Genomic DNA, 23,100 nt, shown 5'->3' on the forward strand with positions numbered 1-23,100 from the left:
CACCCCAGGTGACGCTCGCCGTCGTGCCCGCCAAGGTGGCGCGGAGACCGCTGGGAAGGCCGGGTGGGCACTTTCGCGACGCCTGGCGTCCCGAAAGTGGCTTTCGCGACACGGTCGCCCCCGCGGCCGCGAGCGAATCCCCGCTACCCGACACCTTTGACCTTCTCCTCAACAGAACGCTCATTATCACTCACGACCCCACGTAGAACCGGGCATGGATACGCCAATCGGACACTCAGTGGCCAGGATGTGTCCTTTGTGGATACTGAAGCCCGACCGGCGCCCAGAATCAGGCCTTCACGCGCCAACCGGCAATAACCCGAAACGCCGCTACTCCCCCGCTCCGGCGCGCCACCCCCGCCGTCGTCCCCGCGGCACCACGACGGCCGCCGCGCCCAGCAGAGCGACGGCGACCGCGACCACCACGACCACCGTCCAAGCCGCCTGCTTCGCGGGCGCCAGGTCGGGGCCGGGCGTCACCACCACCGGTTCGCGGCGCGCGGTGGCGGCGGCCGCCGCGGTCGAGACCGACGTCAACGCCGCGAGCGGGTCGAGCACGGTGACGCCTGCCTGCGGGGCCGCGGTGTCCCGCAGCCGCCGGACGAGGTCGGCCGCGGTCGTCTCCGGCCGGTACGACCGGATCAGCGCCGCCGCGGCCGCCACGTGCGCGGCGGCGAACGCGGGGCCGACGCCGATCGCGGCACCGCCGCCCGGTCCCTTTCCCACGACCAGGTTTCCCGGTGCGGCGAGGGATCCGGGAGCGGCCCTGGCGTCCGGTTTCCCGTCCGGCCCGATGGCGGACACCGCGAGCACGCCGGGGAACGCGGCCGGGTAGTACGGGCCCGGCGGGACGTCGCGTGCTTTGGTCGCGTCCAGGCCCGCCGCCGCGACGATCAGCGCGCCGGCCGCGACGGCCCGGTCGACAGCGTGTTTCAGTGCCGGATCCGCTTCGGTGACCGCCGTGGCGACGCAGATGATCCGCGCGCCCGCCGCGACGGCGCCGTCGAGGGCGCCCGCGATACTCGCCGCGGTCGTCGCGCCGGTCTTCTCCGTCCCGCGCACCGCGAGCACCCGCGCCCCGGGCGCGAGCCCGGAAACCTCGGTGCCGTCCGCCACGGGCGCCGCGATCAGGCTCGCGACGACGGTGCCGTGCCCGACACAGTCCGTTCCGGCGTCACCGATCTGCTGCACCGGCAGGACCGCTTTGTCGACCCCGGTGTCCACCACGGCGACGGTGACGCCTTCGCCGGTCGACAACGCCCGAAGCCGGTCCGCGCCGAGATAAGGAAGCTGCCACGGCACCGAAGGGATCTTCTTGCCCGAGGAGGAAGTGCACGCCTGCCCGGATTTCAGCGTCTGCGGGATCTGCGGGAGCTCGGTGCCCTGCGCGGCCGCGAGGCCGCCGTTCGCCAGCAGAACGAGCGTCGCGCACGCCACGGTCAGGTGTCGCCTCATCGTTCCAGTCCAGCATGAGCCGCGCGACGCGCCCAGGAAGAACGACCGGCAGGATCGCCGGGCCGATGAACCCAATGGACCCTCCGCCGCGTTGTCCTGTGTGGAGCCGGAGGGCAGGTTCCGATCGGCGAACGACGAGGGGAGCGCTCGTGTCACGGCACGTGCTCACGGTGGACCGCGACCAGGGCTATCGCACCATTTCGGCCGCGTTGCAGGACGCGCGCAACGGCACGGTGATCTCCGTGCTTCCCGGCCGCTACGACGAATCCCTGGTCGTGACCAAGGTGGTCACCATCGCGGCGAGCGACGCGCGCGGAACCGTGGAGGTCGTGGCACGTCAGGGCAGCGCGGTCCAGCTCGCCGCCGAAGCCGTCAAGCTCACCGGTCTGGTGCTGCGGGGGCAGCACGAAGCCCTGCCCGCGGTCGACATCGCACGCGGACAGGCCGCGGTGGAGGACTGCGAGATCATCGGCGCGGCCTGGACGGCGGTGCTGGCCCGCAATTCGGGTTCGCTGGCGATGCGGGGCTGCCGGGTGAGCAATCCCGGCGGCGCGGGCATCGTGGTCACCTCGCCCGCCCCCAGCACGATCGAAGACTGCGTGATCGAGCACGTGGAGACCTCCGCCGTCGTGATCGCCGAACGCGGCAATCCGATGGTGCGGGACTGCACCCTGAGGCACGCCAAGGGAAACGGCGTCTGCGCGAACGGGCAGGCGCAGGGCACCATCCAGCATTGCGACATCTCCTCGACCGGCAGGCCGGGGATCGCGCTCGAAGAGGACAGCGCGACGAAGGTGTTCGACACCACCGTCCGTGACACCGCGAGCGGCGTCTTCATCAGCACCCACTCCTCCCCCGTGCTCGAAGAGTGCCGTACCACCAACACCACCGGTGACGGGATCACCGTGGCCGACGGCGCCGACCCGGTGCTGCGCCGCTGCCGTACGGCGAAGACCGGCGGCGTGGGGATCCGGGTCACCGGACGTTCCCGCGGCACTTTCGAGGACTGCGAGATCTCCGACGCGGCGGGCGCGGGCATCCACGTCGACGAGGCGAGCGGCCCGTCGTTCAGCCGGACGACCGTACGCGGTGGCACGGCGGAAGGGCTGGTGGTCATCGACGGCGCGACGGCCGAGTTCGACCGGCTGGAGATCCGGGACGTGGCCGGGCACGGTGTGCTGGTGCGGGCCGCCGCGAATCCGCTGTTGCGCCGGGCGACGCTGAACGCCTGCCGGGGCAACGGAATCGAGGTCACCGGCAACGGCCGCGGCCGGATCGAAGACTGCGAAGTACGCGATGCCGGGAAAGCCGGGCTCAGTGTCTCCGAAGGCGGAAGCCCCTACGTCAGTGCGCTTCGGGTGCATCAGCCGAAACTGTCCGCCGTCCTCGTCGGGCCGGGCGGCGTCGGTTCCCTGCGGGACTGCGAAATCGCCGAGGCCGGGGAACACGGCGTGCTGGTGCAGGACGGCGGGGAGCTGATGCTGTCCCGCTCCTCCGTGCGGCGTTCCCGCCGCCACGGCGTGCTCGTGGAAGCGGGCGCCCGGGCGAAGCTGACCGCCGACGACGTCAGCGGGAACCGCGGCGACGGCGTCCGGATCGAGTCGGGCGAAACGGTGAGCGTGGTGGACTGCACGGTTTCCGACAATACCGGCGGCGGGCTCCGGACGACCGTGCCCAACGCACGGCTGTCGGTCGAGAACCTGACCAGCGAGGCCAACGGCGCACCGGACACCGACGGCACTCCGGCCACCGCGGAAGTCACCGCGGCGACCGATCCCGGCGAGGCACCCCAGAACACCGAAAGCGACAGCGGGCCGCTGGCCAGGCTGGAGGAGCTCGTCGGCCTCAGTGGCGTCAAGCATCAGGTGAAGACACTGGTGAACCTGAACAAGATGGCGCGGCGCCGGGAACAGGCGGGCATGGTCGCGCCGCCGACGAGCAGGCACCTGATCTTCGCCGGCCCTCCCGGCACCGGCAAGACGACCGTCGCCCGGCTCTACGGCAGCATCCTCGCCGAACTCGGCGTGCTGCGCGAAGGTCATCTGGTCGAGGTCGCGAGGGCCGATCTGGTCGCGCAGATCGTCGGCGGCACGGCGATCAAGACCACCGAGACGTTCACCAAGGCCCTGGGCGGTGTGCTGTTCATCGACGAGGCGTACACGCTGAGCGCACAGAGCAAGGGCAGCGGGCCGGACTTCGGCCGCGAGGCCATCGACACCCTGGTCAAGCTGATGGAAGACCATCGCGACGAACTCGTGGTGGTCGCGGCGGGCTACTCGCAGGAGATGTCCTCGTTCCTGCAGTCCAACCCCGGCCTGGCGTCGCGGTTCACCCGGACCATCGACTTCGAGAACTACAGCACCGACGAACTGGTGACCATCGTCGAGAAGATGTGCACCGCCCACCAGTACCAGGTGCCCGAGGACACCCGGAACGCGCTGGCCGTCCACTTCGGACAGTTGGAACGCGGCGCGGACTTCGGCAACGGCCGCACGGCGCGCAAGGTGTTCGAGGAAATGGTGGACCGGCAGGCTTTCCGGCTCGCGAGCGATCCGGACGCCGACGACCAGAGCCTTTCGCTCCTGCTGGCCGCCGATGTCCCCGGAGACGCGGGAAAGGCCGCTCAGAGCGGCAACGACGACGAACTGACGGTGCTGCGGACGAAGCTCGACTCGATGATCGGCCTCACCGGGGTGAAGGACGCGATCAACGACCTGGTGAACCTGATCTCCACCGCACGGGCCCGGCGGCAGGCCGGGCTGCCGGTCCCCGCGTTCAACAACCATCTCGTCTTCGCCGGCGCGCCCGGTACCGGTAAGACCACGGTTGCCCGGCTCTACGGCGAACTGCTCGCCGCGCTCGGCGTGCTGCGCAAGGGACATTTGGTCGAGGTCGCGCGCGCCGACCTGGTCGGCCGCTACGTCGGGCACACCGCGCATCTGACCAGGGAGGCTTTCGACTCCGCCCGCGGCGGCGTGCTGTTCATCGACGAGGCGTACGCGCTGACCCCCGAAGGCGCCACGGGCGGCGACTTCGGCCAGGAAGCCGTCGACACCCTGGTGAAACTGATGGAGGACCACCGTGACGACACCGTCGTGATCGTCGCCGGGTACTCCGCGGCGATGCGCTCGTTCCTCGCCTCCAACGCCGGTCTCGCCTCGCGGTTCTCCCGGCACATCGAGTTCGAGAACTACTCCACCGACGACCTGGTCACCATCGTGCACCGGATGGCCTCGTCGAACGGTTACGAATGCGCCCCGGAGACGGTCATCGCGCTGCGCCGTCACTTCGCGGGCGTCGAACGCGACGAGACCTTCGGCAACGCCCGCTACGCGCGGCAGGTGCTGGAGATCATGATGACCCGGCAGGCCGGAAGGCTCAGCACGAGCGGCGCGCCCACCATCGCGGACCTGCGCCTGCTGTCCCCCGCCGACCTTCCCTGAGCTCCCTCTCGACGGCCGTGACGTTCCGCTGCCGGACGTTCACCCGCGCCATGGCAGGATGGCCCCGGCGCGGCCGTCGTTGAGAGGAGTTCCACGCAGCGTGGACAACACCGTGTTCGGAGACTTCCTCCGCTTCTACCGGCTGCGTGTCCCGATGACGCAGGAGGAGCTGGCCGAGCGCACGGGGATCAGCGTGCGCAGCATCAGCGACATGGAACGCGGACGGGTCCGCACTCCGCAGCGGCGTACCGCGGAACTGCTGGTCGAAGGGCTGGGACTGGCGGGCAAGGAGGCGGGCGACTTCGCCGACCTCGCCCGATCCGGACGCCGTCCGGTGCTCGCCCCGGAAGAGCCCGCCCCCGTCGAGGCACCCCACCCCGTCGTCGTCGCCGCCCTGCCACCCCACCTCACCGAACTGACCGGCCGGAACGCCGAACGGCGGCTGCTGGACGAGGTCGCCGAGTCCGCCGCCTCCTCGTCCCGGCTCCAGACCGTGGTGCTGCACGGACTTCCGGGTGCGGGCAAGACCGCGCTGGCCGTGGACGCCGGGCACCGGCACGCCCACCGTTTCGCCCAGGGCTGCCTGTTCCTCGACCTGCGCGGCATGGATCCCGAACCGCTCACCCCGGACAGGGCCGTGCACCGGCTGCTGCGCGGGCTGGGACTCGACGAACGCCAGTTCCCCAACGATCCCGAGGACCGGCTCGCGCTCTACCGGTCGCTGATGCACGACCGCGAGATCCTGCTGCTCCTGGACAACGCGGCCAACGAAGCCCAGGTGCGCCCGCTGCTCGCCACCAGCCCGGGCTCGATGGTGCTGGTGACCAGCCGGAGCACGTTGACGGGGTTGAACGCGCGGCACCGCGTCGCCCTCGACGTCCTGTCCGGCGGCGAGGCGGTGGACCTGCTCGGCGTGGCCGCCGGAGAGCCGCGGCTGAAGGCGGAACCTGCCGCGGCGCGGCGGGTGGCGGAACTCTGCGGTGGTGTGCCGCTCGCATTGCTCATCGCGGGCAACCGGCTGGCCAGCCGTCCTCAGTGGACGATCGCGCACCTCGCCGACCAGCTCGAGAACGAGCGGCGGCGGCTGTCCGTGCTGACCGCGGGCGATCTGCAGATCCGCGCCGCCTTCACGCTCTCCTACCACCACCTAGCCCCCGAAACCGCACGGGTGTTCCGGCGGCTGGCGCTGGTCGACGGCCCGGACGTCTCCGTCGAACTCGTCGCGGTCGCCGCCGGAAGTCCCGCGGACGAGGTCGAAGCGGAACTGGAAAAGCTGGCCGAAGCCAGCCTGCTCGGCTTCGGCGGCGCTTCGGGGCGGTTCACCACGCACGATCTGCTGCGGGTGTTCGCCAAGGAGAAGCTCGAAGCCACCGAAAGCGCCGAGGAGGTCCGGAAGACGACCGAGCGGGTGCGGAACTGGCTGCTCGCGGTGGCGACGAAAGCGGCGCAGTACTTCGACCACGACCGGACCGAGGTGACCCGCACGGTCGACGGGCCCGATCCGGTGCACGACCGGGAGTCCTCGGCCCGCTGGCTGGCCGAAGAGCAGCACCATTGGCGTGGGGCGCTGCGGACGGCGGCGGCACTCGGTGAGCACGAACAGGTCCTCGAACTGGCGCGGTCCATGCACTGGTACTCGGATCTGCGCGGCACCGGCCCGCTCTGGCGCGAGGTGTTCGGCGCGGGCGCGGCGGCGGCCGAGGCACTGGGCGACGTCCGGTCCGCGGGCGAACAGCTGAACTACGTGTCCTGGGCGCACTACGCGCTCTGCGGGGATCCCCACACCGCACGCGAAGCGCATGAACGCGCGGTGGCAGCGGCCACCGAAGCGGGCGACATGATCACCCAGGCCTGGGCCTGGTACTACGGATCCGCCATCGCCCGGCGGCTCGGCTCGCCCCGCGAGGCCGTGCGGCGGTGCCGGAAGGCCGTGGAGCTGTTCGAGCAGGCGGAGTATCCGAACGGCCACTATCTGGCTCGCTCCCTGCTGGGCTTCATGCTGCACAACGTCGGCGAATTCGACGAAGCCGTTGCCGTGCAACGACAAAGCGAGGCCTACTATCGGGGTTCGGCCACCGCGCCGGGTAACGACGAGCTACTCTCGATGGTGCTGACCCAGCTCGCCGACAGTGTCGCGGCGACCGGGGCCGTCGCGAACGCGTTGGACCTGCTGGACGAGGCCGAGTCGCTGTTCCGCAAGCACGGCGCGAAGTTCGCGGTGGCGAGGGCGCAGCATTCGCGCGGCCAGATCCTGTTCAACGCGAACCGGCTCGCCGAGGCCGAGGAACAACTGCTGTCCGCCTTGGCCGGAGCACGCTGGTCCGAACCCAAGATCCAGATCATGATCAACCTCGCGAAAGTGGCCGAGGCCGCGGGAAGACCGGCCGAGGCCAAGGCGCACCGGGTGCACGCCCTCGCCGAATGCGCCAGGTACGAGACGCCGCTCGCCAGGAAAATGGGGCACGAACTGGCCGCCGAACTCGGTGTCGCGATCCCCGAATCGGCCTGAGCCCACCGGTCACCACCCCGCGGCGGTGACCCCGCTGCACGCCAGCACCTCGGTCATGGCGATCGTCGCGTGATGCACCCGGGACTTGACCGTCCCCACCGGCACGCCGATGCTCGCGGCCGCCCGCTGCCGGGTGCGGTCGTGCCGGTAGACCTCGTCGAGTGCTTCGCGCTGGATGGGCGTCAGCTGAGCCAAACCCTCTTCGACAACGCACCGCTCGACGACCTCGTCGGCGAAGTCGGTGTCACCCGGCAGCAAGTCGAAGTCGTCGTCCCCGAACACGACCGGGCGGGCCTTGTCGCGGCGCGCCCAGTCGACGATGAGGTTGCGGGCGACCCTGAACAGCCACGGCCGCGGCGGGATACGCTTCTCGATCAGCGTCTCGCTGTTGCGCCACGCGCGGAACAGGCACTCCTGCACGACGTCCTCGGCCCGATGCGGATCGGTGGGCAGCAGGCTTCGGGTGAAGCGCAGCAGATGGTCCCGGTGCTCGGCGTGCAAGGCCGCCACGAAGGCGTTTCCCTCGGCCGACGGCGCCCTGTCCGCCAGCGAAGTCACCTGAGTATCGCGGTGGCCTGCCACGCCGACCTCCCTGACTAGTTGGCGTCCTTGGCCTCAATTCCACCGGTCGGAGCAGTCCGCGACCATGAGGAAGGACCGGCAGAACTCGGTGACGGCGGGTTCTTCCGGTTCGTCTGCCGCCGTCGGCCCGGCCGCACGGCCTCAGCCCGGTGCGGCACTACCGCTGTACTCGTTGAGGCCTGCCACCAGCTCGGCGACGTCGGGCACGTTCTCGAATCGGCGCCGGTGGACGTCGGCGATCTTCGCGCCGATTTCCGGATCCGGGTCGTCGGTGACGTCGTACGACACGAATCTGTCGATCAGCGGCAATCCCGTCCGGTCCATTTCGAGGTGCGCCGGATGATTCATGTACTGCTCATAACCTTCGATGTCTTCGAGCACCGTGACGGCGCCGTACTCGAATTCCCCACCGAAGTCAGGGCCGACGACGCGTGCCTTGATGACGGGAATGGCATTGCTGTGCTCGGCCATCCGCGCGAGGCCCGCCGCCTTTTCGTCCTCGGTGACACCGGGCTTGAGAGTGAACCGGATGCAGTGGTAGATCATCGGAATTCCTTTCACACGGAAGCGAAAGCGGCGGCGTGGTCGCGGGCGAAGTCGACGATGTCCCGCGCGGGTTTCCCGGTGAGATCGGCGACGGAAGTGTGCACTTCGGCGGCTTCGCCTCTGGCGTAGTGGGCGTAGTCCTCGATGAGGCCCTCGATCTGCCAGGGCGGGAGCAGACCGGTCAGCGCGGCGGCGAACTGATCGGCGGTCGTGTCGTGGAAGGTGACGCTCCGCCCGGTGGCCGTGGAGAGCGCGTCGGCGATCTGGCCGTGGGTCACGGCGCGGGGTCCGGTCAGCGTGTAGGTGCGGCCCGCATGTCCCGGACCGGTCAGCACGGCCGCGGCGGCGTCCGCGATGTCCCTGGTGTCGATGGCGCTGACGGCGGCGTCGCCGATGGGCGCGGCGAAGAAGCCCTGCGAGATGGTGCCGGCGAAGGCGAGCAGCGCTTGCAGGTAGAGGTTGGGACGCAGCACGGTGTGCGCCAACCCCAGTGATCCGACATGCGCCTCGACTTCCGCGTGCCACCGCAGGAATCGCACCGGCGAGTCCGCCTGTGCCGCGTACTGCGAGAGCAGCACGAGCCGGTTCACACCGGCGTCCCGGGCGAGGTCGGCGAACCTGATCTGGAGCGAGGCGGCGTCGGGTGCGGAGGGGCTGTTGAGGAAGGCCGCGTCGACGCCTCGCAGTGCCGCGGTGACCGATTCGGGATCACGCAGGTCGGCGACCACGGTTTCGGCGCCGGGAACGCGGTGGCCGGGGTCGCGGGTCATGGCGCGGACGGTGACTCCGCGGGCCTGAAGGGCGGGGATCAAGGCGGATCCGACGGTTCCGGTCGCGCCGGTCACCAGCACGGTGTCCATTGTGGAATGTCCTTTCGTTGCGGAGATCAGTGTCGTGTCCTTGCCGCGGAAACGAGCGACACCGCGAGGGCGATGACGACGAGCGCGGCCTCGCCGAGGAAAGCGGTCGTGAACGAGATGTCGCCGTGGGTTCCCGCGGCGCCGATGGCGATTCCGGCGAGTGCGGCGAGCCCGACCGCGCCGCCCAGTTGCTGCGCGGCGTTGACCAGCCCGCTGAGCAGGCCCGCTTCCCCGTCCGCGCTGTCGCGGACCGCCATCGCGGTGGCGTTGACGGCACCCAGCCCGAGTCCGGCGCCGATCAGCAGGAACGCGCCGAGCAGGCCGGCCGAGAAGCCACTGGTCGTCGGATCCAGTGCCAGCCAAAGAAAACCGGCGAGCAGGACGGCGAGGGCGAGTGGCAGCGCGCGGCTCGGTCCGACGCGTTTCGCGAGCATCGGCGCGAGGACGCTGCCCACGATGATCATGACGGCGAGCGGGAGCTGGGTCATGCCGGTCGCCAGCGGGCTCATCCCGAGGATGTCCTGCTGGTACTGGGGAAGGAAGAAGAACAGGCTCGTCAGGGTGCCGCCGATCAGCACCATCACCAGGTTCGCCGTGACCACCGGTTTCCGGCGGAACACGCCGAGCGGGACCAGCGGCCGGGCGGAGCGCCGCTCGACGAACACGAACGCCACCAGGGAAACGAGTCCGGCCACGAGGCCGACGATCGTGCCGGGCGCGGTCCATCCCGCGTCGGAGGCCGAGACCATGCCCAGTGCGAGCCCCGAGATCCCGACGGTGATCGTGACGGCGCCCAGCGCGTCGAACCGGCCCGGCCTACCGGGGACCGGCGGCACCGCTCGCCACACCACGATCGCCCCGATGACGCCGAACGGCACCGGGGTCACGAACACCGCCTGCCAGCCGAGCAGCTCGGTCAGCGTTCCGCCGAGGAAGACGCCGACGAGACTGCCCGTTCCCGCGACCGCGCCCCAGATCCCCATCGCGCGGGTGCGTTCCGCGGGAGACGAGTAGATGCCGAGCACGAGCGAGAGCGCGGCGGGCATCAGGAGCGCCGCCCCGATCCCCTGCCCGATCCGCCCGGCGATCAGCATCCCGCCGCTGGTGGCCAGCGCGCAGAAGGCCGAGGCAGCGAGATAGACGGCCATCCCGGTCAGGAACACCTTCCTGGCGCCGAGTACGTCGGCGAGCCTGCCGCCGAGCAGCAGCAGGCCGGCGAACGTCACCAGATAGCTGTCCACCACCACCGTGAGTTCGGCGGCGGTGAGGGCCAGCCCCTGACGGATCGTGGATCCGGCGAGGTTCACCATCGCGGCGTCGAGAATGACCAGGAACATGGCTGACGCGAGGCCGACCATCGCCACCCCGCGCGATATCCGTCTCTTCGCTCGTACTGTCATGCCGTAACGATCGCGCGGGCACCCCTCCGCTCGCGTCGGTGACAATCACCTAAGCCGGACACGGCTTGGTTCACCTCGCTAGGGTTCGGACCATGCCCCCGACGCCCTCCCGCTCGCTCGTCGGCAGGGGAGACGAGATCGATCGCCTCCTCGCCCTGGTCCACGCGGCGGGCCGAGGCGAGGGTGGCGTGCTCGTCCTCCGCGGTGAACCCGGCATCGGCAAGAGCGCGCTGCTGGACCACGTCGCGCACGCGACGGCGGAGGAGTTCCAGCTCATCCGCGCGTCCGGTTCGGAGTTCGAGGGTGAACTGCCCTTCGCCGCACTGCATCAGCTGTGCGTCCCGGCGCTGGCGCACCTCGACAAGCTGTCGGATCCCTACCGTGACTCCCTCCTCGTCGCGTTCGGGCTGGCCGACGGTGCGCCGGACCCGTTCCGGGTCGGTCTCGCCGCGCTCGAACTGCTGGCCGGCACCGCGGGGGCGCGTCCGATGCTGTGCGTGGTCGACGACGCGCATTGGCTGGACACCGCCTCGGCGAGGGCGTTGACGTTCCTGGCGAGGCGTATCTCGGCCGAACCGATCGCGATGGTGTTCGCGGCCCGTGACCAGAACCCGGTCCGCGGGTTGGACGAACTGCCAGGGTTGACGGTCGGTGGCCTGGGCGACGCGGACGCGCGTGCCTTGCTGGCCGAGGAGAAGACCGTGACGCTGGACGAGCGGGTGCGTGATCGCCTGCTCGCCGAGGCACGCGGCAATCCGCTGGCCCTGATCGAACTGCCGAAAGCGGGTGGCTTCGCGCTGCCGGCGCCGTCGCCGATCGCGAGCCGGATCGAGCGGAGTTTCCGGGCGAGGATGGCGGAACTGCCCGCGGACGCGCGGCACCTGCTGATCCTCGCGAGCGCCGATCCCACCGGCGACCCAGCTCTGCTGTGGGCGGCCGCACGGCGGTGGGACCTCGACGTGCCCGCCGCGAGCGCCGCCGCCGAAGCGTCCGGGCTGATCGTGTTCGACACGCGGGCGCGCTTCTGCCATCCGCTGGCGCGCTCGGCGGCATACCGCGCGGCCGAGCCGGAACGGCGCCACGCGGCCCATCGGGCCCTGGCCGAGGTCACCGATCCGGAAGCCGCGGGAGACCGGCGGGCCTGGCACCGTGCTCAGGCCACCACCGGACCGGACGAGCAGGTCGCGGCGGAACTGGAACTGTCGGCTTCGCGTGCGCAGGCACGCGGGGGTGTCGCGGCCGCCGCCGCTTTCCTCGAACGCGCGGCGGCGCTGTCCCTCGACCCCGCCAAGCAGACCGAACGCACGCTCGCGGCCGCGCGGACGACGCTCGAAGCGGGTGGGACGGACGCGGCGGCGGATCTGCTGGCCAGCATCGACACCGAAAACCTGGCTGTCCCCCAGCACGCCTCGGTGGACTTGCTGCGCGGGCGGATCGCCTTCGTGCAAGGCGCGGAGGGTGCGGTCCGCGGGCCGGAACTCATCCTGCGGGCCGCGCAACGGCTCGCCGGAGTCGACCCGGAGCGGTCGCGGGAGTGTTTCGTCGCGGCGCTGGAGATGGGGCTCGTCGTCGGAAGGGCCGCGGGCGTCCTGGACCGGGTCCTCGACGCGGCCCGTTCGGCGCCGCCGGTGTCCGGGCCGCCGGATCTTCTCGACGCGCTCGTGCGGTTGACCACCGAGGGTCACCACGCCGGCGTGCCGGCGCTTCGCCGGATCCTCACCGGCGACGACGCCGGCTGGACCAGGACACCGGCCTTGGCCACCGTGCTCGCGGGTGAACTGTGGGACATCGAGCTGCACGCGACGATCGTCGGCTGGCTGGTGCGGACCGGGCGGGGCACGGGAGCGCCGATGACCATCCGGCTCGGCCTGTCGCAGGTGGCACTGCACGCGGTGCTCACCGGGAAGTTCGGGCAGGCGATGGCCGCGATCGCCGAAGAGGAAGCGATCGCGGACGCCGTCGGCGATCCGCCGCAGCTCTACCCGAGAGTGCATCTGGCGGCGATGCGGGGCCGCCGTCAGGAGGTGCTCGACCTGTTCGCCGAGGCGACGAGCCGGGGCAACGGCCAGCTGACCGCGAACGCCCACTGGGCCACGGCCGTGCTGTACAACGGACTCGCCGAGTACCCGGCCGCGCTGGACGCGGCGAAGCGGGCCGTGGCGAGCGGCGACCTGTTCCTCACCGGCATCGCACTGCCCGAGCTGGTGGAAGCCGCGGTCCGGTGCGGGGACGACGACGTCGCCCGGTCGGCGCTGGAATCGCTGGCCGAACGCACGGAACCCGCGGGAACCACCTTCGCCCTCGGTGTCGTGGCGGGTGCGCGGGCGCTGGTCAGCGACTCCGAAGACGACCACCGGGAAGCCCTCGAACACCTGGCGGGTGGCCCGCTCGCGGTGCATCTCGCGCGGGCGCATCTGCGATACGGGGAGTGGCTACGCCGCGCAGGGCGCCGTCGCGACGCACGCGAACATCTGCGCACCGCGCACGAGCAGCTGTCGGAGATCGGGCTGGAGGCGTTCACCCGGCGGGCCGCCGACGAGCTGCGCGCGACCGGGGAGGTGGCCCGAAGCCGCTCCGGACACTCCTACGATCACCTGACCATGCAGGAGACGCATATCGCGCGCCAGGTCGCGGCGGGCGCCACTTCGAAAGAGGTGGCCACGCGCCTGTTCCTCAGCCCTCGCACGGTGGACGCCCACCTTCGCAACATCTTCCGCAAGCTCGGGATCACCTCGCGCAGGCAGTTGCGGGACATGCCCGACCTCCGCGACGCGGATCAGTAACGCGAGGAAAAGGGGTCCGGCGGCCGAAGGACGCTTTCCCCGCATGCCACGCGACGAAAGCTCCCTTCACCGCACGAGACGCGGGGAAAGGCCCCTTCGGCCGCGTATGCCAGAATTGCGCTCAAAGATATCTTTGGAGTGAACATGTCCCGGATCGATTCGCCAACGGCTTGCGGACCGAATATTCGACGCCCACTCTGGGTTCGGCTATTCGATTCGCGGGCTCTGAGGGGGAGCGATGCGGTTCTACGACACCGAGTACCCGGCCGCCGTCTTTCGGGAAGCGGACTGGATTCGTTCGAGTTACAGCGGGCCCAATGGGGGAACCTGCGTGGAGGTGAATTTCGGCGACCATGCCGTCGCCGGGGTGCGCGACAGCAAACTCGGGCGGCGTTCGCCGATCCTGACCTTTCCGGCCCGCAGTTGGCAGGCCCTGCTCGAGGTCCTGAAGGGGCGCGACCGGCCGTCGCCCCGGGGCAGTGCGAGCGGTGACCGTGGACGATCGGCAGCCACCCACCGACCAGACAGTTCGCCGTGATCTCGGCGAGTTGCTGACCGCCGCGCGGAAGAACGCGGGCAAGCGGCAGGTCGACATCCAGCGGCTGATCGGGAAGTCGCAGAGCACGGTGACGAAGATCGAGCACGGGTCCACGTCGATCTCCCACGAGGACCTGGGCCTCTGGATCGACGACTGCGCCGTGGAAAGCCGGCTTTCCGAGAAGATGTGGATGCTGTGGAGCAGGGCCAACGCGCCTCGGCGCGTCTGGTCCGGCGAGCGGATCGGTATCCCGGAATGGTTCGTGAAGGTACTGGCGACGGAGGCACGGGCCGCGGAAGTTCACTCCTGGACCGGCGAGCGGATCCCCGGCCTGATCCAGAGCGAGGCCTACATGTACGACCAGTTCGGCGGCACCGGGCTCAGCATGGAGGTCTCGCCGAGGTTCACCGAGCGCGTGAAACGGCAGGAATTGTTCAACCATCCCGCCAAGGGTTTCGTGTTCGTGATCAGCGAAGCCGCGCTCGACCGGTTGTGCGCGCAAAAGGACGACATCATCGAAGACCAGCTCGGTCATATGCTGGCACTGACCCGCCGCGCCAATGTCACCATTCGCTACGTGCCCTACCGCGCGGCCGCCTATGTCGATCCGGATTTCATCATCTTCCGTCGCGCGGACCACGGAAAAGACATCGGATACAGCGAGAACAGCGCGGGTATCGACTGGTCGACCCGGCGGTCCATCAAGACCTACGCCAAGGCTTGGGACGCACTGCTGGACACCGCCGCCACCGCGGACGAGACCCGTTCGGAATTGCACCGCCGGTATCAGCGGCAAAGGTCCGGTGACCCCGATCGCGAGTGAGCCTTCCTTCGAGTGCCGTCTATTGCGTCAGGTCACTCGGCCGCTACGTTCGGTCAAGAGGTTCAGAGTGGAGACGAGGAAGGGAGCGGCCGTGGCCGAAGAGGCGTATCCGCCACCGGGGGTCGACATGCGCAAACCCAGCGTCGCGCGGGTTTACGACTACTACCTCGAAGGCACCGCCTCCTGGGCCATCGACCGGAAATTCGGCGACCGGGTGCTCGGCGAATTCCCGATGTTGCGGCCGATCGCCAAGGCCAACCGCGTTTTCCTGCACCGGGTCATCCGCCATCTCCTGCGTCTGGGGGTCACCCAGTTCATCGACATCGGCGCCGGACTGCCCACCATGCAGCACGCCCACCAGGTCGCCGACGACGTGGCGCCGGGAAAGGCACGCGTGGTGTACGTCGACTACGAACCCGTCGCGGTGACCCATTCCCAAGCCCTGCTGGAAGAACACGGCGATCCCCGGCGCCACGCCGCCGTCCACGCCGACCTGCGCGCGCCCGACCGGCTGTGGGCCAAGGTCGCCGAGCAGAAGATCCTCGACCTCGACGAACCCGTGGCCGTCCTGCTCATCGCGGTCCTGCACGTCCAGCAGCCGGCGTCCCCGCGCAGTGGCGACACCGGCGACGTCGGCCCCGCCTCCGTCGAACGCTATCGGGAACTCGTACCGAGCGGTTCCTATCTGGCGATCTCCCATATCACCGACGAAGGTGTGCCGCCGGAATACGAAAAGCCGCTGGTGAAGCTCAAGGAACTGTACGACAGCGGCAGCAGTCCGGTGATCTGGCGCAACCACGGCGAGATCCGGGAATTGTTCGGTGACTTCGACCTTCTCCCGCCAGGATTGACCTGGACCACGCAGTGGCATCCCGAAGACGCGAGCCCGACCGAACCGGAGATCACGTTCGCGACCCCGAACGGCTCGCTCATCCTCGGCGGTGTCGGCCGGAAGCCCTGAAGCGACCGGTCCCCGACTCGCTATGGTGATGGGAACTCCACCCGGGAGACGAGGCGTCGCGACCTGAACCGAAAGGGACGGAACCACGGATGGCACCGATTCCGGATTCCTTCCCTCTCGATTGGACCGATCAGCGCCTCCAGGAACTGCGGAATGCGTTGAGCACGGCGATCTACCGGGACCGGGACATCGAACTCGTCGCGGTCGGCGCGGGGGTGCCCCCGGCCCGGATCTCCTGGAATCAGCCAGCCGAACGCCTCTGGTTCGACGTTCTCAACGAGGCCGCGGCACACGTTCGGGTGAAACAATTGCTGACCGACGTCGGTGACAAATGGCCTGCCTTGGCCGCCCGCATCGACGAGTTGTCGAAGACGGCGCCGGTCCTCACCGCGCGGATCCCCGAGGACCAGGCTCCCGCGTTGACGCCCGAGGACGGGCGCTGGACCAACTTCGGCGGCCTCGAGCGGCAGATCTTCGACGACGAGGAGACGTTGTTCGACGTGTCCTTCCTGGAACAGGGCCTGGACAGGGCGAAGTCGGTCTGCCGGATGACGGTGTCGTTCGAGAAGGCGGGGTGTCACGGCACGGCCTTCCGGATCGGCCCGCGCACCCTGCTGACGAACCACCACGTCCTCCACGACTGGCGGCATGGCGGCAGGCGGGCGAAGGCCGTCCAGGCCGAATTCCACTACGAGCTGGACAGCGCCGGCACGCCGCGGACACCGGTCGTGATCCGGTGCGATACCGCGTCGATCGACGGCGACCGGGCGCACGACTTCGCCGTCGTCACCACCGCCGAGCCGATGCCGGACGACGTGCCGATCGTGCCGCTCCACCGGGCCGCCACCGTCGAAGCGGACGACCGCGTCTACATCATCCAGCATCCGCGCGGCCTGCCGAAGAAGATCGCCATGCACCACAACCTCGTGCGTTACGCCGATGACGACGTGGTGCAGTACTGGACCGACACCGAAGCGGGCTCGTCGGGCTCGCCGGTGTTCGACAGGTATTGGCGTGTCGTCGCGCTGCACCACCAATGGGTGCGATCGACGGCCGACGACGGCGTCGCCTATCGCAATCAGGGACGGGCCATCGGCCGCGTGGTGGAGCGTCTCACCGAACTCGGCGTCGCTGCTGGCCGGGAGTGACATGGTCCGTTGGATCCACTTCCCCGACTGGGGCGACGGCACCGCACGCCTGTTGCACGACACCCTCAACAAGGCGTTCTACCTGCGTGACGAACTGATCGACATCTACCGCGGCGCCGGCTTGGCGCCGTTTGAGGTCGATTGGGGCCAGCCGGCCGCGCAGCTGTGGCCGACGATCACCCGGGACGCCGCCGACGCGGGACGGCTGGCCCACCTGATCGAGCTGGTCAAGGCCCGCTGCCCGGCCGTCGGGCCGGATCTGGACGCCGTGCTCGCCGCGCACAACACCGACGGCAGCTGGTATTCCCCACGGGAACGGCATTTGTCGCTGCTGCTGGGGCCCGGCTGCCAGCGCGCCCTGCTCGACCGGCGCGACCTGCGCGCGCATCTGGTGGACCTGGCCAGGAAACAGTTCCCCGTCCTCAGCATCACGGGCGAACCCGGCAGCGGGAAGTCCTACAGCCGCCACCTCATCCAGCATATGGCCGGTGATCCCGCGCTCGCCTGCGAATTCAGGCTCGTCAACGTCGAGGACGACTTCTACGACCACGTCGACGCGACCGGCTTCATGACCGCTCTGGCCGCCAGACTCGGTCTGCCCACCGATTTTCCCGTCGACCAGCACACCGAACAAGCCCGCACGGTCCGGGAGCTCGTCGACGTCTTCGTCGGCCGTTTCGCCGCCCTACCGAAGAAAATGCGGTGGATCTTCATCGACGGCCTCGACCGGCCGCAGGTGTCGTCGGGGGTGCACATGGTCGTCGCCCAGCTGGCGAAGGAGGTGGAGGCCGGCCAGCTCCCCGGCGCCAGGCTCATCGTCACCGGTCATCCCGGTGACTTCTCCCCCGCCGTGCTGGAAGTGCTCCGGCACGAGAAGCTGACCGGCGTCACCACTTCGCATCTCCAGGGTTTCTTCCGGGGGCTCGCGGACCACGTGGGCAAACCGATCTCGGACGAAGAACTCGAGGCACTGGTCGACCAGGTGCTCGGCGAGGCGGACCTCGACGACCTCCGCGTGCTCGGAAGCGCCGCGTGCCGGGCCGCGCACCTGCATTTCACCCCGGCGGGTGCGCCATGACCTCTCCGCACGAATTACGGCTGCGCGCCACCCTGCTGTCGCATTACGAACTGCCGTGGCTGGGTGTGGGCGCTGAACTCGCCGAGAAGGCCGGGCCGACGCTGTTCCCGGATTCGACAAGGGTCCGCACCGGCGACGGCCACCGGCATTGGCGGCTCAACGACTCCGTGCGCCGGTCACTCGTCCTGCAGGTCGGCTTCGCCGCGCTGCGCGACACCTGGGAGAGGATCCCGCGCCGGCCGTCCGACGACCGGCAATGGGCGATCGACCAGTACGTCGGCGCGGGGATGCCGGTCGACCTGGATTCGCTCAGCCTCCCCCGGCTCCGCGCGGTGGCCTGGCTGGCACGCTGGCTCGGCGGGGCGGCCGAGCACGTGCCGACCGGGGACGAACTGGCGAGGGAACTCGGCGTCGGCGAACTGCTGGAACCGTTCCGGGTGCTCGCGGGCGACCATTTCGTCGGCCGCGCGGAGGTGTTGCGCGCACTGGAAACCCGGTTCCGCGACGGTGGCACGCCGATGCTCGTCCACGGTCTCGGCGGGATCGGCAAATCCGCGGTGGCCGTCCGTCATCTGCTGAACCTCGCCGATCGGCGGCGCGCTTTGGTCGCGTACCTGAACTTCGACCACAGCGCGGTCGATCCGGCGGAACCGGTGAGCCTGGTCGCGGCGATCGCGCGGCAGGTGACCGTGCAGCTCACGGACCCGGCCGGGCACGACGCCGTCGCGAGCCTGGCCACCCGGTGCCATGAGCGGCTGCGCTCGGGCAAACGCGTCGTCGAGTCCCCGAGCGCCGGCAGCAGCGGCAGGCTCCCTTACGAGGACCTGATCGAGCGGCTGGCCGGTGCCCTCGGCGGTGAGCGCCTGCTGGTCGTCTTCGACACCTTCGAGGAGGTCCAACGGCGTGACCGGCCCATCCAGCGCCGGTTCTCGGACTTCCTCGGCGGGCTCTCGCGCCGGCTGGAGCGGCCGTCGATCGTGCTCGCGGGCCGGTCGCCCGCGCCCGAGCTGGACTTCGACGAGATCCGCCTGGACGGGCTCGACCACGACGAAGCCGTCGACCTGCTGCTCAAGCTCCTGCCCGCGCATCCGCCGCCGGACGCGCGGCGGATCGTCGACCAGGTCGGCACCAGCCCGCTCGCGCTGCACCTGGCCGCCGGGGTGCTGCGCAACGCCTCGGACGACGAGGCGCTGCGGGACATCGCCGTACACCGGGGGACGATCGAGGGCGAGCTGTACCGGCGCCTGCTCGGGCACATCCAGGACCCGGACGTCCGGCGCCTCGCCCATCCGGGACTGACCTTGCGCCGGGTGACACCCGAGCTGATCCGAGACGTCCTCGCCAAGCCGTGCGGTGTGGACGTGCCCGACGCCGAACGGGCGTCCGCCCTGTTCGACGGGTTGGCGCGCGAGGCGATGCTGGTGACCCGCACGCCGGACGGGCGCGCGGTGGTCCACCGCGCCGACGTGCGACAGACCATGCTGCACCGCCTCGCCGCGGATGAATCCGTTGTGGCGAACCGGATCCACCGGGCGGCCGTGAAGTTCTACAGTGGAGAGGGCGGGGTGGCCGCCCGCGCCGAGGAGATCTACCACCGCCTGATGCTCGGCCAGCGGCGGGAAACCCTGGACACGCGCTGGGACGGCCGAGCGCTGGCCCATCTGCTGCCGACGCTCGACGATCTCCCTTCCGCGTCCAAGGCGTACCTTGCCGCGAAGTCCCCGACGCTGTCCGTCTCCGACGAGGACCTTCGCCAGGCCGACACCGAGGTCGGCAGACGGCTGGTGACCCGCCGGGCCGCGGAACTCGTCAGCGCGGGCAACGGCGAAGACGCGCTGTGGGAGCTGGACGAGCACGTCGGCCGGACAGACGACGAGTCCCCCGTCCTGAGCGGGCTGCGAGTGCAGGCGCTGGAGCAGCTCGGCCGGTACGAGGAGGCCCTGTCCGTCGCCGTCGTCGAACGCAAACGCCTGGCCCGCACCGGCGCGATGCAGGACTTCGTCCTCTTCACCCTGCACATGGCCAGGATGGACGAGCGGCTCGGACAGGCCGCGCGGGCGAAGCCCTACCTGCTCGAAACACTCGGCCAAACCCGCCGCCTGCCGCCGACCGGTCCGCATCTGATCTGCCGGCTGAGTCTTCTCGTGTGCTTGCTCCGGTTGCGACGGTACGGCCTGCCGCTGGGCGAAAGCCTGGCGGACGACCTGGGCACGGAGGCCGTCACGGTCGCCGATCGGCTGTCGATCAAGGAGATCACCGTGATCCCCGGCCTGCTGCGAGACCTCGCGGCCGAACTGGGGGAACGGTCGCCCCGGCTGCTCAACGCCGCGTTGCGCCGGATCGGCCTCGCCGGCACGGAATCGGAGCTCGCCCTCGATCAGGACGACCCGACGGCGCGGGATATCGCCGAGTCGTACCAGTCGGACGCGGAATCCGCGCTGTACCGCGATTATCAGGACCACGGCGACTCCGTCTCACCGCACGGCACGCTTCCTTTCGGTGACGGCGCCGAAGGGGAACTCGCGAGGCGGTTCCACCGGTCGGGCCGGGCGGCGGAAGCGTTGCCGCACTACGACCGCGCGATCGGCCAAGGCGGGCGGATCGCGCCGCTGCTGCTCGATCGGGGCCTCGCGCATCTGGCGCTCGACAATGTGCAGGACGCGGAGCGGGATCTGTCCGGCAGCCTGCGACTGGCGCGCGAACAGGATCAGGGCCTGCTGCGCGCACACGCCCACCGGAGCTTGGGCACGCTCGCCAGGCATACCGGCGACTTCGCGACCGCGTTGCGGCACTACGAGCTCTGCCTCCGCCTGTATGCCGTCGAGGCGCCGGACCTGCTTCCGGCTGCGCAACTGGATCAGGCCAAGGCGCTGCTCGACGTGGGGTTGTCCGCCGAGGCCGACACCGTGCTGGACGAGGCTCTGCCCGCGTTGCGCAGGCAGAGTTCGGGGCACGAACTGGCACAGGCGGAACTCGTCGCCGCCGCCGCGAAGCTCCTCCAGGACGATCCGGAGGAAGCACGCAAGCTCGCCGCTTCGGCGCAACGACGCTTCGCCCGGCGGCACGACGACGACTGGGTGGAGATCGCCAAGCTGACACGGCTGCGGGTGGACACGGCACTGGCACTGGCCGGGACACCCGCCAGATCCGCGTCGGTGGCCAGGGCCACCGCGCTCGCCGACCGCCTGACCGAGTTCGGTCTCTCCGGCGAAGCCGCGACGGCGAAACTGCTCGGCGTCCGCCTGGCGGTCTACAAAGGACAGCTGGACGTCGCTTTGTCCCTGCTGCGTCAGGTGCGCCGCCCTGGCAAGAACGCCCTGATCGAGCAATGGGTGCTCTGGCATCTGGCGCGTACCGAACTCGCGGCCGCCTCAGGCCACGGTCGAGCCCTGACCCAAGCGCGGCGCGGACTGACGGAACTCAACGCCACCAGGGATCGCCAAGGCGGGATCGACGTGGTGTCCGGTGCCGCGGCGCACGGCAGGGAACTGGGCGAACTCGCCGTCGAACTGGCCCTGCGGCAGGGAAATCCGCAAACCCTGCTCCGTGTCCTGGAGCAGACCAAGGCACAGGTGTACCGCTATCGCCCGCTGACGAAGCCCCGGGACCCGGTCATGCGTGACCGGGTGGACGAGATGCGGTCGGTGGCGTGGTCGTTGCACTCCGCCCGCCGGGAAGGACGGCCCGCCACGCGGCTGGCGGCGCGGCTTTCCGAGTTGCAGCAGGACATCACGCGCCTCGCGTGGCATTCGAGCCCGTGGGGAAGCCCGCGGCCGACGGCCGATCTCGCGACTATCTCCGCGCAGCTGGGAAGCCGCGCGCTGGTCAGTTTCGCCCGCTCCGGCGAGACCTGGTCCGCCGTGGTCGTCGCCGACGGTGCCGCACACCTCGTCCAGCTGGGCTCCGCGTCTGAAGTGGACGAACGGGCCATCAGGCTGCACGCCGATCTCGACGCGCTGGCCCCGGACGGGCTCCCCCGCCCCCTCGCCGACGTCGTCGCCAAATCGGCTTCACATTCGGCGGAGCGGCTCGACCGGGAACTGCTGTCGCCGATCATCCGCGTGACCGGCGAGCGGCCGCTGATCATCGTGCCGACCGGCAACCTGCACGCGGTGCACTGGGGTGCGCTCCCTTCGCTGCGGGGCACCGCCGTCACGGTCGCACCCTCGGCGACGGCGTGGCTGGCCGCGGAAGACGTCGCCCCGCGGCCGGGCGCCGGAGCGGTCGTGCTGGTCTCAGGACCGGGTCTTCCGTCGGCCGTCGGCGAGGTCGACGGCCTCCGCGCCATCCATCCGGGGGCATGGACGCTGACCGGCCGGGACGCGACCGTCTCGCAGGTCCTCGACGCCCTCGACGGCGCCGAACTCGCGCACGTGGCCGCGCATGGTGCGCACGAACCCGGCAACGCGCTGTTCTCCCGCATCGAACTCGCCGACGGTCCCTTGTACGCCCACGAGTTCGCGAATCTGCGCCGCCCGCCCCGCCAGGTCGTGCTCGCCGCCAGCGAACTCGCCCTCGCCCACCTCCGGCCGGGCGACGAAGCGCTCGGGTTCGCCGGTGCGCTGCTCGCGTCCGGTTCGGCGACGATCATCGGAGCGGTCAGCCGAGTGGGTGATCAGGCGGCCGCGGCGGTGTCCGTCGAACTGCACGCGGCGCTCCGGCGTGGCCGGTCCATGGCCGAGGCGCTGGCCGAGGTGGTCGGCCGGGATCCGCTGCGCCGCCCCTTCATCTGCCTCGGCAGCGGCCATCGAGTGCCGTCGCGCTGAGCCTTCGGATCGTCAGATACCGAAATCGATCATGTCTGCGCTCAATGGTCACCAGCACGCGCCGGACAGGCGACGTCCGTGCGGCCGCACGGACGGCCTCGACCGTACCGGCTCGCGAATATTCGAGCATGCGCCATTTCTCACCCAGGAGAACTCACCCCACTGTGCTTTACTGCGAAGTAGAAAGCGGCATGCCGCACCGAAAGTG

At 70.2% G+C, this 23,100-nt stretch carries 15 protein-coding genes; 10 read left to right on the forward strand and 5 right to left on the reverse strand.

Features of this window, described 5'->3' with window-relative positions:
* Positions 1-206: hypothetical protein (locus ACLJO0_RS34045; RefSeq protein WP_410583136.1), on the forward strand; the 206-nt coding region annotated here is incomplete at its 5' end.
* A 124-nt stretch (positions 207-330) separates the two neighbouring features.
* On the opposite strand, the gene ACLJO0_RS34050 is transcribed toward ACLJO0_RS34045, so the two are convergent.
* Positions 331-1,455, reverse strand: coding sequence for a S8 family serine peptidase (locus ACLJO0_RS34050; RefSeq protein WP_410583138.1), 1,125 nt, complete (start codon positions 1,453-1,455; stop codon positions 331-333).
* A 149-nt stretch (positions 1,456-1,604) separates the two neighbouring features.
* On the opposite strand from ACLJO0_RS34050, the gene ACLJO0_RS34055 reads away from it, so the two are divergent.
* Positions 1,605-4,898 (forward strand): right-handed parallel beta-helix repeat-containing protein, encoded by a 3,294-nt coding sequence (locus ACLJO0_RS34055; RefSeq protein WP_410583139.1) that lies wholly within the window; start codon positions 1,605-1,607, stop codon positions 4,896-4,898.
* Between the two features lie 100 nt (positions 4,899-4,998).
* Positions 4,999-7,407: an ATP-binding protein gene (locus tag ACLJO0_RS34060; protein ID WP_410583141.1), complete on the forward strand. Its 2,409-nt coding sequence runs from the start codon at positions 4,999-5,001 to the stop codon at positions 7,405-7,407.
* Positions 7,408-7,416: 9 nt separating this feature from the next.
* Here the strand turns inward: ACLJO0_RS34060 and ACLJO0_RS34065 are convergent, their stop codons facing one another.
* The 4 genes from ACLJO0_RS34065 to ACLJO0_RS34080 form a co-directional block, all read right to left on the reverse strand.
* Positions 7,417-7,989 carry a sigma-70 family RNA polymerase sigma factor gene (locus ACLJO0_RS34065; RefSeq protein WP_410583142.1) on the reverse strand — a complete coding sequence of 191 codons (573 nt, stop codon included), beginning with the start codon at positions 7,987-7,989 and terminating at the stop codon, positions 7,417-7,419.
* Between the two features lie 141 nt (positions 7,990-8,130).
* Positions 8,131-8,535: a Dabb family protein gene (locus ACLJO0_RS34070; protein WP_410583143.1), complete on the reverse strand. Its 405-nt coding sequence runs from the start codon at positions 8,533-8,535 to the stop codon at positions 8,131-8,133.
* Between the two features lie 11 nt (positions 8,536-8,546).
* On the reverse strand, positions 8,547-9,395 hold the full coding sequence (locus ACLJO0_RS34075; protein ID WP_410583144.1) for an SDR family oxidoreductase: 849 nt from the start codon (positions 9,393-9,395) through the stop codon (positions 8,547-8,549).
* Positions 9,396-9,421: 26 nt separating this feature from the next.
* A complete protein-coding gene (locus ACLJO0_RS34080; RefSeq protein ID WP_410583145.1) occupies positions 9,422-10,795 on the reverse strand; it encodes an MFS transporter in 1,374 nt (457 codons plus the stop codon).
* Positions 10,796-10,887: 92 nt separating this feature from the next.
* Between ACLJO0_RS34080 and ACLJO0_RS34085 the strand changes: the two genes are divergently transcribed.
* The 7 genes from ACLJO0_RS34085 (at position 10,888) to ACLJO0_RS34115 (ending at position 22,892) form a co-directional block, all read left to right on the forward strand.
* Positions 10,888-13,578 (forward strand): ATP-binding protein, encoded by a 2,691-nt coding sequence (locus ACLJO0_RS34085; RefSeq protein ID WP_410583146.1) that lies wholly within the window; start codon positions 10,888-10,890, stop codon positions 13,576-13,578.
* A gap of 238 nt (positions 13,579-13,816) precedes the next feature.
* Complete coding sequence (locus ACLJO0_RS34090; protein ID WP_410583147.1) at positions 13,817-14,116, forward strand: DUF397 domain-containing protein; 300 nt, start codon at positions 13,817-13,819, stop codon at positions 14,114-14,116.
* Positions 14,067-14,939: a helix-turn-helix domain-containing protein gene (locus ACLJO0_RS34095; protein WP_410583149.1), complete on the forward strand. Its 873-nt coding sequence runs from the start codon at positions 14,067-14,069 to the stop codon at positions 14,937-14,939. Before ACLJO0_RS34090 ends, ACLJO0_RS34095 begins: the two co-directional genes overlap by 50 nt.
* 127 nt (positions 14,940-15,066) lie before the next feature.
* Positions 15,067-15,900 carry an SAM-dependent methyltransferase gene (locus ACLJO0_RS34100; RefSeq protein ID WP_410583521.1) on the forward strand — a complete coding sequence of 278 codons (834 nt, stop codon included), beginning with the start codon at positions 15,067-15,069 and terminating at the stop codon, positions 15,898-15,900.
* Positions 15,901-15,989: 89 nt separating this feature from the next.
* Positions 15,990-17,048, forward strand: coding sequence for a trypsin-like peptidase domain-containing protein (locus tag ACLJO0_RS34105; RefSeq protein WP_410583151.1), 1,059 nt, complete (start codon positions 15,990-15,992; stop codon positions 17,046-17,048).
* A gap of 1 nt (position 17,049) precedes the next feature.
* Positions 17,050-18,126: a hypothetical protein gene (locus ACLJO0_RS34110; RefSeq protein WP_410583153.1), complete on the forward strand. Its 1,077-nt coding sequence runs from the start codon at positions 17,050-17,052 to the stop codon at positions 18,124-18,126.
* A complete protein-coding gene (locus ACLJO0_RS34115) occupies positions 18,123-22,892 on the forward strand; it encodes a CHAT domain-containing protein (protein ID WP_410583155.1) in 4,770 nt (1,589 codons plus the stop codon). The genes ACLJO0_RS34110 and ACLJO0_RS34115 overlap by 4 nt, the downstream gene beginning before the upstream one ends.
* Positions 22,893-23,100: the final 208 nt, after the last annotated feature.

Origin of the sequence: Amycolatopsis sp. lyj-108, from assembly GCF_046549005.1 — a bacterium.
In the GTDB taxonomy this organism is placed as follows: Bacteria; Actinomycetota; Actinomycetes; order Mycobacteriales; family Pseudonocardiaceae; genus Amycolatopsis.